Origin of the sequence: Parvimonas oralis, assembly GCF_047608425.1 — a bacterium.
Classification (GTDB): domain Bacteria; phylum Bacillota; class Clostridia; order Tissierellales; family Peptoniphilaceae; genus Parvimonas.
The window spans coordinates 596,654-610,292 of sequence record NZ_JBLKRS010000001.1 but is presented as its reverse complement, the minus strand read 5'-3'; the positions used below and the strand labels follow the sequence as shown (position 1 = coordinate 610,292).

Annotated in this window: 12 protein-coding genes; 10 read left to right on the top strand and 2 right to left on the bottom strand. The window is 26.7% G+C overall.

Annotation, left to right across the window (positions count from 1 at the left end; all coding sequences use genetic code 11):
* Nucleotides 1-53: 53 nt before the first annotated feature.
* The gene (locus ACMX2D_RS02955) at nt 54-515 is read left to right on the top strand and encodes a flavodoxin (RefSeq protein WP_004833201.1); all 462 of its coding nucleotides are present in this window, start codon (nt 54-56) and stop codon (nt 513-515) included.
* A gap of 148 nt (nt 516-663) precedes the next feature.
* Here ACMX2D_RS02955 and ACMX2D_RS02950 read toward each other — a convergent pair whose 3' ends face one another.
* A complete protein-coding gene (locus ACMX2D_RS02950) occupies nt 664-1,083 on the bottom strand; it encodes a nuclear transport factor 2 family protein (RefSeq protein ID WP_029950574.1) in 420 nt (139 codons plus the stop codon).
* A 240-nt stretch (nt 1,084-1,323) separates the two neighbouring features.
* Nucleotides 1,324-1,965, bottom strand: a complete 642-nt coding sequence (locus ACMX2D_RS02945) for a Crp/Fnr family transcriptional regulator (RefSeq protein ID WP_414972637.1) — start codon at nt 1,963-1,965, stop codon at nt 1,324-1,326.
* A gap of 267 nt (nt 1,966-2,232) precedes the next feature.
* Here ACMX2D_RS02945 and ACMX2D_RS02940 point away from each other — a divergent pair, with 267 nt between their 5' ends.
* From ACMX2D_RS02940 to ACMX2D_RS02900, 9 genes are all read left to right on the top strand, one after another.
* Nucleotides 2,233-2,880: a redox-sensing transcriptional repressor Rex gene (locus ACMX2D_RS02940; RefSeq protein ID WP_009448526.1), complete on the top strand. Its 648-nt coding sequence runs from the start codon at nt 2,233-2,235 to the stop codon at nt 2,878-2,880.
* Between the two features lie 302 nt (nt 2,881-3,182).
* Nucleotides 3,183-4,367, top strand: coding sequence for an O-antigen ligase family protein (locus ACMX2D_RS02935; protein ID WP_414972636.1), 1,185 nt, complete (start codon nt 3,183-3,185; stop codon nt 4,365-4,367).
* Nucleotides 4,364-6,259: an ABC-F family ATP-binding cassette domain-containing protein gene (locus ACMX2D_RS02930; RefSeq protein ID WP_414972634.1), complete on the top strand. Its 1,896-nt coding sequence runs from the start codon at nt 4,364-4,366 to the stop codon at nt 6,257-6,259. The genes ACMX2D_RS02935 and ACMX2D_RS02930 overlap by 4 nt, the downstream gene beginning before the upstream one ends.
* Nucleotides 6,260-6,268: 9 nt before the next feature.
* Nucleotides 6,269-7,528: a Glu/Leu/Phe/Val family dehydrogenase gene (locus tag ACMX2D_RS02925; protein WP_414970631.1), complete on the top strand. Its 1,260-nt coding sequence runs from the start codon at nt 6,269-6,271 to the stop codon at nt 7,526-7,528.
* A 164-nt stretch (nt 7,529-7,692) separates the two neighbouring features.
* Nucleotides 7,693-9,297: a CTP synthase gene (gene pyrG / locus ACMX2D_RS02920; RefSeq protein WP_414972632.1), complete on the top strand. Its 1,605-nt coding sequence runs from the start codon at nt 7,693-7,695 to the stop codon at nt 9,295-9,297.
* Nucleotides 9,298-9,432: 135 nt separating this feature from the next.
* Nucleotides 9,433-9,897, top strand: coding sequence for a hypothetical protein (locus tag ACMX2D_RS02915; RefSeq protein ID WP_414970633.1), 465 nt, complete (start codon nt 9,433-9,435; stop codon nt 9,895-9,897).
* A gap of 177 nt (nt 9,898-10,074) precedes the next feature.
* Nucleotides 10,075-10,854 (top strand): type III pantothenate kinase, encoded by a 780-nt coding sequence (locus tag ACMX2D_RS02910; protein WP_414970634.1) that lies wholly within the window; start codon nt 10,075-10,077, stop codon nt 10,852-10,854.
* A gap of 1 nt (nt 10,855) precedes the next feature.
* Nucleotides 10,856-11,806, top strand: coding sequence for a tRNA dihydrouridine synthase DusB (gene dusB / locus ACMX2D_RS02905; protein WP_414972630.1), 951 nt, complete (start codon nt 10,856-10,858; stop codon nt 11,804-11,806).
* Between the two features lie 67 nt (nt 11,807-11,873).
* Nucleotides 11,874-13,613, top strand: coding sequence for a flavocytochrome c (locus ACMX2D_RS02900; RefSeq protein WP_414972629.1), 1,740 nt, complete (start codon nt 11,874-11,876; stop codon nt 13,611-13,613).
* The last annotated feature ends 26 nt before the right edge of the window (nt 13,614-13,639 follow it).

The window sequence follows — 13,639 nt, the reverse complement described above, 5'->3', positions numbered from 1 at the left end:
ATGAAAAATTTTTCTATAAACAAATGATTTTAACAGAAAGTAGGGTGAAAAATATGAAAGCTATTATTTTCTACTATTCAAATAGTGGTAAGACTAAAAATGTTGCAATGAAAATCCAAAAAAATCTTGGTTGTGATATTATAAGTATTGAACCTGAAGTTTCTTATGGTTCATATTTTAAAGCTATTGGAAGAGCGAGAGATGAAAAAAAGAAGGATATAACAGCTAAATATGTAGCACCAGTTGTAGATATTTCTGATATTGATGTTGTTTTAGTGGGATATCCAATTTGGTTTAGTAAACCACCAATGATTGTATTAGATTATTTAAAGAATTATAATTTAAATGGTAAAAAGGTGGTTCCTTTTTCAACATCTGGATCTACTAATGTTAAGACAACTCTTAACACACTTAAAGAATATATTGGGAAGGCAGAACTATGTCTTCCATATAGTAAGGCAATAATATTTAAAACAAACTTTAATAAATGGATTGAAAAAGTTAAAGAATTATAGTATGTATGCTTTTGATACTTAAAATAAAAAAATACAGTCATTTAATTGAACTGGATTTAAAAATACAAAAATTATTAAAGGAATGTAATCCATAATTAATAAGAGACATTCCTTTTAAATTATTCTTAATTATTTGAGTCGGAAATGATTAAAACCAATTTGTTTTTTCATCCCTAAATTTTGGTATTTTTCCATTTTGATAAGGATTATAGTTGTTTCGATTACAGCCGAATTCTTTTAATTCTTTTATTTTATTATCATCAGTCCATACAATAAGAGAAATTCCGTCAAAATCTTCGATACTTCCATTATTCATTTTATTCTTAAAATACCATTCTACAATAGTTTGATTACCTTTATGAAAAAATTGTTTAATTGTCCAATCTATTACCATTCCACGATTATTCCATTCATTAAACCATAATTTTACTGTTTCACGATTTTCATATTTGGGGCTCCAACTTTCTGTGTAAATAACATCTTCTGTAAAAATTTCATCTATTCCTAAATCTTTTTGTTTTATCCACATATCAAACCATAGTTGAATTATTTTTTCTTTTTTATTCATCATACACCACCATATAAGCAATTCTCAATCAATTAAATAAACACAATTAAAAGAATGTTTTTATCATTATAACACATTTACATATAGTTTTATAGTATTCATTTTTACTTATAACAGTCATTATTTCCTATATGTTTTCACAGAATAATTTTTCTATTATTTTTATATTTAAAAACTGACCTTCAAAAAATTATTTTAAATTTATTAAAGTCAGTTTTAATTTATTAATATACAATGTTTTTATAGTAGTTTAAATTTGTTTTTTTCAAAGTCTATTATTCCTTCTTTTTTTAATTTTCCAAGCTCTCTTGAAAGATTACTCCTATCTAGTGCTAGGTAATCTGCCATTTCATTTCTATTTAGATTTATTTCAAAGTTACTATCTAATGATAGAAGCTTTTTTTGATTAGAAAGATATTCTAAAATTTTTTCTCTTGTAGTTCTTTTTGATAAAATATGCAATTTTTTATTTAAAATTAAATTTTTTGTAGAAATTATAGTCAAAAAATTATTTAGAATTTTTTGGTAATTTTGAGATTTACAAAGACTTTTATATTTAGTCCAGATTACAGATGAATTTGTAAGAGAAATCACTTCATGAGGGATTTGCATTTCTAATGAAACTAAGGCTTCAGCAAATGAATCTCCTTTTTCAAAAACATTAAGTATGTTTCTATTTCCAAAGTAGTCAAAATTTGACACAGCTATTTTTCCATTTGTAATTATTCCAAAATATTCTATTTTCGTATTTTCAGCTAGAATTATATCATTTTTTTTGTATTGTTTTTCGTAAAAGGAAACTACTGAAAATATTTCCATTATTTCATCTATTGTAAAATTTTCAAAAATTGGACATTCTTTTATTATTTCAAAGTTATTCAAGTTTACCTCCTAAAATATATTAACTATATTTTAAAACTTTTATTTACATTTTTCAAGATATTTTGTTTAAAAAGTATTAAAAAATTTTTATTATAGTAGGAATAAACTGACAAAGATTGAAGAAATTAGTTATGTATTGTAAAAAACATTGTAAAAAATATTGCAATAAATTTGAATAGGTGTTATAATACTTAAAACGGGAGTACGTTTTTAAATTTACATATTAAAAAAATTAATTAAAAAAGAAAAAGATGGTAGGAGGCTATTATGTTAGATGAGAAAATTTCTGTTGCAGTTATAAAACGTTTACCTAAATATTATAGATACCTTGAACTTATTGGAGATAAGGGAATAATTAGAGTATCTTCCCAAGAATTAAGTAAAATTACAGGTTTGACTGCTTCACAAATTAGACAAGATTTGAATCATTTTGGAGCATTTGGACAACAAGGTTATGGATACAATGTTGAAGAGTTAAAAATTGAATTAGAAAAAATTATGGGTGTTGATAAACCTTATAATGTAGTTATTATTGGATTTGGAAATATCGGAAGTGCATTGTTAAATTATAGTGGATTTAGAAAAAAAGGCTTTAAGGTTGTAGGAATTTTTGATAATTCTCCAGAAATCATCGGAAGCAAACAAAATGACGTTGTTGTAAAAGATATTTCAGAGTTGGAAGAAGTTGTTACTAAAGAAAAAGTTGATATTGCTATTTTGGCAATTCCTGCTAGACCTGCACAAGAAATTACAGATAAATTAGTTGCTTGTGGTATAAAGGGAATTTGGAACTTTGCACCTATTGACTTAAAATTACCAAAAAATGTTGTTTTGGAAAATGTACATTTAGATGGAAGCCTATTGACTCTTACATATTATATGAATAGTCTAAAAGATTATCCTGGTGTAAGATAAGTTATGTTGAATATTTTTATTAAGTTATTTCTATAAAACTTGATGCTTTATAATTATAGGATAAAACTCTTTTTAAAGAGTTTTATTTTTTTTGTTTTTATGCTATAATTGGAATAAGTTTTATTAAAAATTTTAGTGTTTTAAAGATTATCAATTTAATGAAAAGTACAATAATTGTATTTGTTTTTTGAGAAAATTTATATATAAAACTTATATTAGATTAAAATTTTATTATTAATAAAAGTTGTTAATAATTACAACTTAAAAATATTGTTAGATAGCTTATGAGAGGCTTAAAATATATGAATTATATTAATGAAATATTAGAAAAGTATGAGCTTAATATAGATGAACTTTTAATTTTAATAGTTTCATTTACGGTATTTTTACCTTTTTATTTTTTAGTTTTTTCGTTTAATGCTCTATTTTTCTATTTATTAGTAACCGGAAAAATTATTCCTGTATTAAAAGGAACTCCTTATGTTAAGAATATTTTAGCATTTACAGGTCTTATATTTATTGTATCTGTTTTAAAACAAAATTTATATGGTATAGGAGTTTCAATTATTATATTTGAATTCTCTATGTTTTTTATGTATTATAGAACAATTATAAATAGAAAATTATTTTCAAAAATTATAAATTTATATATGCTTGTTTCGATATTTTGTTTTATTTTAACTATTTTATCAGTTTTATACAAGAAATTAAGTATGGATTTAAAGATGTATGAATTTATAGAATATATGTCTTTGCATAGACCTATATCATCGTTTTTTAATACAAATTATTATGCGACAATATGTGAATTTATAATTATAATAGCGATGTATTACTTTTTATCTAATAAGGATAAAAATAATAGATTGTATTTTTTGTGTGTAAGTACACTTGCATTCATTGTTCTCTTTTTAACTGAAAATAGAACTGCTTTACCGACAATTTTGATTGCAACATTGGTACTTTCTTTAACAAAAAATAATAAAAAAGTATTTGCATTTCTTGGAGTATTTACAGTAGTTATAGTTATCCTAATGATTTTTTCAAACAGGATTTTTCCTAGATATGAATTTATTGGTAATTCTTTAGGAACAAGAAAAGAGATTTGGGAAAATGCAATAAAATTATTTAAACAAACTTATTTGTTTGGAAGTGGTCCTATGGCATATCAAAATACAAGTTGGGTAACTCATCCTGCTAATCATGCTCATAATATTGTATTAGATATACTTATAAATTTCGGAATTGTCGGTATTTTAGTAATTACTCCACTTTTTATTGGAATATTTAAGTTAGTATATAGTATAAGAAAAAGAAATTTATTTAGACTTGTACTTGCTTTAACAGTTGTTGTTATTTTACATGGTATGTTGGATGTTACAATACTTTGGCATCAAACTGCATATATTTATTTTAGTGTTTTACTTGCGGTTGGAAAGGTTAGTTCTTTTGAATCCAAGTTCATTTTCCAAAAGGGTGCTTTATGATTATTTTAAGTGTAAATGGCTTAACTAAGTCGTTTTTGAATGAGAATATACTAGAAGATTTGACATTTTCAATTTCTGATAAAGATAAGGTTGGAATTGTTGGAGATAATGGAAGTGGTAAAACTACTTTATTTAATATTTTAACTAAAGATTTATCTTTTGATAGTGGAGATATAAATTTTGCTAAAAATGTAAATTTATCTATTTTAAGGCAAAATATTTCATATACAAGCGATAAAACAGTTTATGATGAATGTTTGGAAGTTTTTGAAGATATAATTTTACTTGAAAAAGAAATTAGAGAATTAGAAATTGAAATGGGAAATAAAAATTTAAGTGAAGATGAAATTCATAAACTTTTTGATATTTATGAAAGTAAAAGACATTATTTTGAAGAGAATAGCGGATATTCATATAACTCAAAGGTTAGAGGAGTTTTGTTCGGACTTGGTTTTTTAGAGTCGGATTTTTCAAAATCTGTAAATAATTTGAGTGGTGGACAAAAGAGTAGATTGCATCTAGCTAAAATTTTACTTAAACCGTCAAATATGATTTTACTCGATGAACCTACTAACCATTTAGATATAGAGTCAATTCAGTTTTTAGAATCTTATCTTAGAGATTACAAGGGAAGTTGTCTAATAATCTCACATGATAGATATTTTTTAAATTCTGTTTGTAATAGGATTTTTTCGATAGAAAATAGGAAATTGAAAAGTTTTAATTGTGGTTATGATGAATTTGTTTCAAGACGTGAAAAAGAGTTTGAAATAAATAGACATCTTTATGAAAAGCAGCAAAAAGAGATTTCAAGACAGAAAGAAATTATCCAAAGATTTGAAAATTATGGAAATAATAGATTTATAAAACAGGCAAGTTCAAGACGTAAATTACTTGAAAAAATTGATTTAGTTGAAAATCCTGAAATTTATAAAAATTCTATGAAATTAAAACTTGTTCCGGAAGTTGAGTCTGGAAAAGATGTTTTGACAATTTCAGACTTATCAATGGGATTTGTTGATAAAAATTTATTTGATGATATAAATTTGAATGTCTATAAAGGTGATAAGATTGGTTTAGTTGGTAAAAATGGAGTCGGAAAGACAACTCTATTTAAAATTATCTGTAAAGATTTAAAGCCAATTAAAGGTAGTTGTGATTTAGGTGCCAGAGTTACACTTGGATACTATGATCAGGAACAAAAAACTTTGAATAATCAAAATTCTGTTATGGAAGAATTTTGGGATGCTTATCCAAGAATGAATAATTTTGAAGTTAGAAGTCATCTTGCAAAATTTAACTTTTATGATGAGGATTTGTTTAAGTCAGTTGGAGAACTGAGTGGTGGAGAAAGAGCAAGACTTGAACTTTTGAAACTTATGTTATCCAAATCTAATTTTTTGCTTTTAGATGAACCTACAAACCATTTGGATATCGAAAGCAAAGAGATTTTAGAAAAAGCAATTGTTGATTATTCAGGAACTGTATTAACAATTTCACATGATAGATATTTTTTGAATAAGGTAGTCAATAAGATTTGGTATTTGGAAGACGAAAGAATAACTGAATTTTATGGAAATTATGACTATTTTTTAGAAAAGTTAAATGAAAAAAATGAAGTAGAAGAAAAGGTAATTTCAAAAACAGAAGTTGAAAAAGAGAAGAAGAAAAAAAGAGAAATTGAAAGACAAGAAAGAGCTAAAAAACAAAAATTACAGGAAATTGAAAATAAAATTTTTGAAATTGAAGATAAAATTGAACTTTTAAACAAAGATATTCAAAATCCTGAAATTTTTAATAATAAAGATAAATTTTTAAAAATTAGCGAAGATTTATCTAAGTTGATAAAAGAAAAGGAAAATTTATATTTAGAATGGGAAAATTATTTATAGGAGAATTGTATGCATAGTGTAAATCCGTTAGAAAATGTCCAAATGATTTTAAAAAAATCTTGTGAAATTTTAAATTTAGATGGTAGTTTATATGAACTTTTAAAAGAACCTGAAAGAACTATTGAAATAAATATTCCTGTTAAAATGGATAATGGAAAATTCAGGATTTTTAAAGGCTATCGTTCACAACATTGTGATGTTATGGGGCCATATAAAGGGGGTATCAGATTTCATCCTTCTGTAAATGGCGATGAAGTTAAAGCTCTCTCTATTTGGATGAGTTTAAAATGTTCAGCTACTCATCTTCCTTTCGGTGGCGGAAAAGGTGGAATAATTGTAGATGTAGATGAATTATCTGAAAATGAACTTGAAAAACTTTCAAGAGGTTATGTAAAAGAACTTTATAAATATATTGGAGACAGATTTGATATTCCTGCTCCTGATGTAAATACTAATGAAAAAATTATGGCTTGGATGTTAGATGAATATATAAAATTAACCGGTAATAATACACTTGCTACTTTTACAGGTAAGGCATTAGGTTTTGGTGGTTCTTATGGTAGAAAAGAGGCTACAGGTGTAGGAGTTGCTGTTATTACAAGAGAATCACTAAAGAAAATTGGTGTTAATATTAAGGATTCAAAGATTGCAATTCAAGGTTTTGGTAATGTAGGATCTAATACTGCAAAACATTTAGCAAGAATGGGTGGTAATATTTTGTCAATTTCAGAGTATGATAGTGAATACGGCATCTATACAATTTATAATGAAGACGGTTTTAATATTTCAGAGTTGATTTCTCATTTTGCAAAATATAATACTTTAATTAACTATGAAAATGCTAAACATATTTCAATTGATCAATTTTATTCTTTAGATGTAGATGTGCTTATTCCTTGCGCTTTAGAAAATGCAATTACAGAAGAAGAAGCCAAAAAAATTAGAGCAAAATTAATTGTTGAAGGTGCTAATGGTCCTGTTGATTATATTGCCGATGGAATTTTAAGGCAAAAGGATATTGGAGTAATTCCTGATATTTTAGCAAATTCAGGTGGAGTAATTGCTTCATATTTTGAATGGGTTCAAAATATTTCCGGTATTGATATGACAGAAGATGATGTTTTAAATAAAGTAGAATATAAAATGTTATTAGCATATAATGAAATAATGAATATAAAAGATGAATATGGTGTAACAATGAGGTTAGCTTCTTATATTTATTCAGTACTAAGACTTTATAAGATATTAAAATTGAGATCAAGAATATAATTTATTAAATAATTTGTTTTTGTACTTGACATAATTTAAAAAATATTTTATCATATTAGTATAAGAAAAATAAAGTATAATAGAATAAATTAAATTTTGGTAAATTGGTTTTTTTTTTCTCTATTTAGAGATAAAAAAAGACCAATTTTTTTTAGGAGGATATGATGAGTAAATTTATTTTTATTACCGGAGGAGTTGTTTCTGGAATAGGGAAAGGAATCTGTGGGGCAAGTTTAGGAAGACTTTTAAAGGATAGAGGATTTAGTGTATTTATGCAAAAATTTGATCCTTATATAAATGTTGATCCTGGTACTATGAGTCCTTATCAACATGGTGAAGTTTTTGTAACAAAAGATGGAGCAGAAACTGATTTAGACTTAGGGCATTATGAAAGATTTATTGATGAAGAGCTTACTCAAAGAAGTAATGTTACTACAGGAAGAATTTATAGTGAAGTAATCCAAAAAGAACGTAGAGGAGATTATAATGGAGCGACTGTTCAAGTAATTCCTCATATTACTGATAGAATAAAGGGATATGTTTATAAGGCTGCAGAAGAAAGTAAAGCTGACATAATCATAACTGAAATTGGAGGAACTGTTGGAGATATTGAATCACTTCCTTTTATTGAAGCTATTAGACAAATTCATGCGGAAAACAAAAAAGAGGATGTTTTATTTATTCATATTACTTTAGTACCTACAATACCTGGATCTAATGAATTAAAGACTAAGCCTACACAACATTCTTTTAAAGAGCTTATGAGTCAAGGAATAAAGACAAATATAATAGTTGTTAGAAGTCCTGAAAGAATTTCTGATGAAATAAAAAATAAAATCAGTCTTTTCTGTGATGTTCCAAAGGGTGCTATAGTACAATCAGAAAATGTAGATTTTATATATGAAGTTCCGGTTAAATTACAAGAACAAGGTTTAGATGAGTATGTTTTACATAAACTATCTCTTGAAGGAAAACCAATTGTAAAAAATGATTGGAAAGAAATGATTGATTCTTATAAAAATGTAAAAACAGAATTAGAAATTGGACTTGTTGGAAAATATGTTCAACTTCATGATGCTTATCTTTCTGTTTCTCAAGCATTGATAGATGCTGGTTACAAAAATGCTCATAAGATTAATATTCGTTGGATAAATTCCGAAGAAGTTAATGAAGAAAATGCTAAAGAAGTATTTAAAGGGCTTGATGGAATTATTGTTCCGGGTGGATTTGGAGGCAGAGGTATCGAAGGAATGATTGCAACAAGTAAATATGCAAGAGAAAATAATATTCCTTATTTTGGTATTTGTCTTGGAATGCAAATTGCAATTATAGATATAGCTAGAAATGTTGCAAATCTAGAAGGAGCAGATTCAACCGAAAAAGATGATACTACAAAATATCCTGTTATAGATTTGATGGAAAATCAATTTGATGTTGAAAATATTGGTGGAACTTTAAGACTTGGTAATTATGATTGTAAACTTCTAAAGAATTCTAAAGCAAGAGAACTTTACAATTCTGAAATAATTCAAGAAAGACATAGACATAGATATGAATTTAATAATAAATACAGAGAAGAACTAGAAAAGGCCGGTGTTATTTTCTCCGGGATAAATCCTGAACTTGATTTAGTAGAAATTATAGAATTTACAGGAAGTGATTATTTTGTTGCTTGTCAATTCCACCCTGAATTCAAATCAAGACCAAATAAAGTTCATCCATTATTTGACGGTTTTATAAAGGCATCTATAAAAAATAAAAATAAGTAGTTAATATTAAGTAAGAAACAGATTTATATTTGTTCCTTACTTTTTTATATGATAATATAGACATGTGTTTTGTAAAATGATATAATTTTAGTGAAAAAATTTTTAATAATGATATTAATATAGGAGGAAATAATAGTGGGATTATTTGATATTGTTAAAAAAGCTATAACAGGAGCAAGTGATGAGGATAACAGAAAAAATAAGGCAAGGATGCGTGAAATTTTCAATTCTTGTGTAGAAAACGGCGACGAATATAAGTTAATTTACTGTCATATGCAAAATGAGACTAATGCTGTTGTTGTAAAAGTTACAAAACATAGTAATTTTATTGTAGGATATAAAGAGGGAGAAGTTGTTATAATTAATGTTAATGCTACATTAACAGAATATGGAGAACCTGAATTCTTTAATAAAGAAAATGGAGCAACAATAAAAACATTTGTAGGTTATTGTGTTGCTGATAAAGAAAATGTACATTATCAATTTGAACCTATTACCTTTGAGCCGGGATTTGTAAACGGTGCAAAATATAAAGTATCAATTTCACAAAGTGTTGCTGAAGTTTCTGAATTCCGTAAATTCTTCAAACGTGGATTGTAATTTAATATTTATTTTATAAGATTTTGACGATTAAGATTTCTTCTTAATCGTTTTTTTGTTGAAATAGACCAGGAATTGAAAATTTATATATAAAATAATTGTAATAAAATATAAAAAATGTTAAAATTAGATTGAAATAAGTAATTGAAAAAAATTATTAATGATTTGGAGAAAAATATGTTATTAGTTATAGATGTTGGTAATACAAATATCGTATTAGGTGTTTATGAAGGATATTCACTAATTTGTGATTTTAGACTTAATACGATAAAAAATAAAACAAGTGATGAGTATGCAATGTCAATTACAGAGATATTACATGCTAATGATATTAAAAAATCTGAAATAGAAGATGTTATTGTAGCTTCTGTTGTTCCTGATGTAATGCATTCAATTGAAAATGCTATAAAAAAATATTTTAATTTAAAACCAATAATTATTGACGATAATTGTGCTTTGGGAATTAAAATAAATCATGATAATCCTAAAACTATAGGGGCAGATAGAATTGTAAATTCAGTTGCTGGAATTAAAAAATATGGAGTTCCTTTGATAATTATAGATATTGGCACTGCTATTACTTTTGATGTAGTTGATGAAAGTTCGGTTTATCAAGGGGGAGCTATCATTCCGGGTATTGGAATTTCATCTGAAGCACTATTCTTAAAAACTGCAAAACTTCCAAGAGTTGAGCTTTTTAAACCTGAAAGAATTGTTGCTAAAAATACAATGGATAATATTAGAGTTGGTATGGTTGTCGGATATATCGGACTTATTGAAAAGTTGATTGATGAGATAGTAAAAGAGATGAATTTTGATGTTTCAAAGTTGAAAATTGTTGCAACAGGTGGATATTCCAGTTTAATTTCTAAAGATATAGACAAAATTAATATTATAGATAAAAAACTTACTCTTGATGGAATGCTTGAAATTTATAAGATGAAAAAGGGGTTATAATATGCTGGGCGGAGATATTTTTTTAGCTCCACTTGCAGGAGTTAGCGATGTTGCTTTTAGAATTTTAGCAAGCGAAATGGGTGCAAGTTTAACTTTTACGGAGATGGTTTCTGTAAAGGGACTATATTATGATAATGAAAATACTTCAATTATAACTTATATTGATAAGAGGGAAGGTCCTGTAGGATTACAAGTTTTCGGAAGCGATGAAAATATTATGGCGGAAATAATACAAAATAGATTCAATAAAAGAGATGATATATATCAACTTGATTTGAATTTGGGATGCCCTGCTCCAAAAATTGTAAAAAATCACGAAGGCAGTTATTTAATGAAAGATTCTAAAAAAGTTAAAACTATAGTTTCAGCTATGGTAAAAAATTCTAAAGTTCCTGTAAGTGTAAAAATCAGACTTGGTTTTGATGACAACAATAAAAACTTTTTGGAAGTTGCAGATGCCATTGTTGAAGCAGGAGCATATATGATTACATTACATGCCAGAACAAGAGAAATGTTTTACTCAGGAAAGGCTGATTGGAATGCTATAAAAACTTTGAAAAATCATGTTCCTATAAAAGTAGTTGGAAATGGAGATGTTTGTAGCGTTGAAGATTATGTAAGAATGAAAGAAGAAACCGGAGCTGATGCAGTTGCAATCGGACGTCATGCTCTTGGAAATCCATTTATTTTTAAGCAAATTAAAGATTATAATTTAACAAAAAAATACTCTTCTCCAACTTTGGAAGAGGTTATTGATACTATAAAAAGGCATTATAAACTGGAATTGGAATTTAAACCGGAAAGAATAGCAATAAGAGAAATGAGAAAAAATATTTTGTGGTATTTGAAAGGTTTTAAAGATTCAAACAAGGTGAAAAATACTATAAATACTTTAACTGATATTGATGAAATTTTTGATGTATTAAATGAATATAAAAATAATTTTAATTAAAATTACAATATACATAAAGAGAAATTTAATCTCAATATAATTAATTTTGTAAGATTTGGAGGATATTATGAAAAAATTATTTAGAGTTTTATCATTTTTACTTGTTTTTGTATTGTTTTTAACTTCCTGTAAATCGGCAGTTAATGGAACTTACGAGGGGAAAGCTAGAGGACATAATGGAGATGTTGTTATTGATGTAAGTTTCGAAAATAATAAAATAAAAAAAGTATCATTAAAAGAAAGTGTTGAAACGGAGGATGTAGGAAAACTTGCTATTGAAAAATTGATTGAAAAAGTTAATTCAGGAGATTTTAATTTGGATGAAGTAACGGGAGCAACATATTCTTCAAAAGCTTTTATAAATGCTCTTGCAGATGCTATAAAAAAGTCCGGACTTGATTATAAAAAAATTCTTAAAAACAATCCTACAATGAATGAAAAGTTTGAAACTAAAGAAATGAATGTAGATGTAGTTGTTGTCGGTTCGGGCGGAGCAGGATTAATTGCTGCAATTAAAGCTAAACAAGCAGGAGCTAATGTTGTAGTTTTAGAAAAATTGCCATTGATTGGAGGAAATACTTTAATTTCAGGTTCTGAATATGCCGCTCCTATGAACTGGTTACAGGAAAAGGAAAATATAAAGGACAGTATTGACTTATTTAAAAAAGATGTTGAAAAAGCTGGAGGAAATAAAGAACTTATAGATGTTTTAGCTAATAATGCACTTGACGGTGCAAAATGGTTAAGAGATGATATCAAAGTTGAATGGACAGATGAACTTATGTTCTTTGGAGGTCATTCAGTAAAGAGATCTTTAATTCCTAAAGGACAATCCGGAAAAGAATTGATAAATAAATTACACGCAAAAGCCGAAGAATTGGGAATAGAAATCTTAACAGAGACTAATGCCTATGAACTTATTACAAAAGATAATGCTGTTACAGGGGTTAAAGCTAAAATAAAGACTGGAGAATTGATTGTAAATGCAAAATCTGTTGTTTTAACAACAGGAGGTTTTGGAGCAAACAAAAAAATGCTATACAATAATGATAAAGAAATTGATGATAAAATTCTTTCAACAAATTCTGCAGGTTCTACAGGCGATGGAATAAAAATGGCTCAAGCCATTGGAGCTGATGTCGTAGATTTAGATAAAATTCAGTTATATCCGGTTTGTGATGTTGAGACAGGTAAACTTTTATATACCGGAGATACAAGACTTGTTGGAGGTGCAATACTCGTAAACAAAGAAGGAAAAAGATTTGTTGAGGAATTAGGTACCAGAAGAGAAATTTCAATGGGAATTAAGTCTCAAACAGATAATATTGCATATCAAATATGGGATGAAGAATCTATGAAAAAATCTAATATTTTACCTACTCATGAAGTTGAATATAACAATTTGATAGAAGGTAAAAAACTTTGTAAGGTTAATTCAATTGATGAATTGGCAGACTTTTTTGGAATAGATAAAGAAAATTTAAAAGCTACAATCAATAAATTTAATGAAGATTCTGAAAATGGAAAAGATACATTATTTAATCTTAGAAGATTAGGTTTTAAAATAGAGAAAGCACCTTTCTACTGTTTAAAAGCCGTTCCTGCTGTTCATCATACAATGGGTGGACTTAAGATAAATAAAGATGCAAATGTATTGGATAAAAATGGAAAAATAATAAAGGGATTATATGCTGCGGGAGAAACAACAGGCGGTATTCATGGAAATAACAGACTTGGTTCTGTATCAATTACTGATATAACAGTTTTTGGAATTATTGCAGGAACAAATGCAGCGAAAAACAAATAATTTATACACAAAAAAGGAGCTTTGCT

Coding starts and splice junctions, on each gene's coding strand:
- ACMX2D_RS02950 (WP_029950574.1), bottom strand. CDS start 1,083: ATGAATAAAAAAGAAAAAATAATTCAACTATGGTTTGATATGTGGATA.
- ACMX2D_RS02955 (WP_004833201.1), top strand. CDS start 54: ATGAAAGCTATTATTTTCTACTATTCAAATAGTGGTAAGACTAAAAAT.
- ACMX2D_RS02900 (WP_414972629.1), top strand. CDS start 11,874: ATGAAAAAATTATTTAGAGTTTTATCATTTTTACTTGTTTTTGTATTG.
- ACMX2D_RS02930 (WP_414972634.1), top strand. CDS start 4,364: ATGATTATTTTAAGTGTAAATGGCTTAACTAAGTCGTTTTTGAATGAG.
- ACMX2D_RS02910 (WP_414970634.1), top strand. CDS start 10,075: ATGTTATTAGTTATAGATGTTGGTAATACAAATATCGTATTAGGTGTT.
- dusB (WP_414972630.1), top strand. CDS start 10,856: ATGCTGGGCGGAGATATTTTTTTAGCTCCACTTGCAGGAGTTAGCGAT.
- ACMX2D_RS02935 (WP_414972636.1), top strand. CDS start 3,183: ATGAATTATATTAATGAAATATTAGAAAAGTATGAGCTTAATATAGAT.
- pyrG (WP_414972632.1), top strand. CDS start 7,693: ATGAGTAAATTTATTTTTATTACCGGAGGAGTTGTTTCTGGAATAGGG.
- ACMX2D_RS02925 (WP_414970631.1), top strand. CDS start 6,269: ATGCATAGTGTAAATCCGTTAGAAAATGTCCAAATGATTTTAAAAAAA.
- ACMX2D_RS02940 (WP_009448526.1), top strand. CDS start 2,233: ATGTTAGATGAGAAAATTTCTGTTGCAGTTATAAAACGTTTACCTAAA.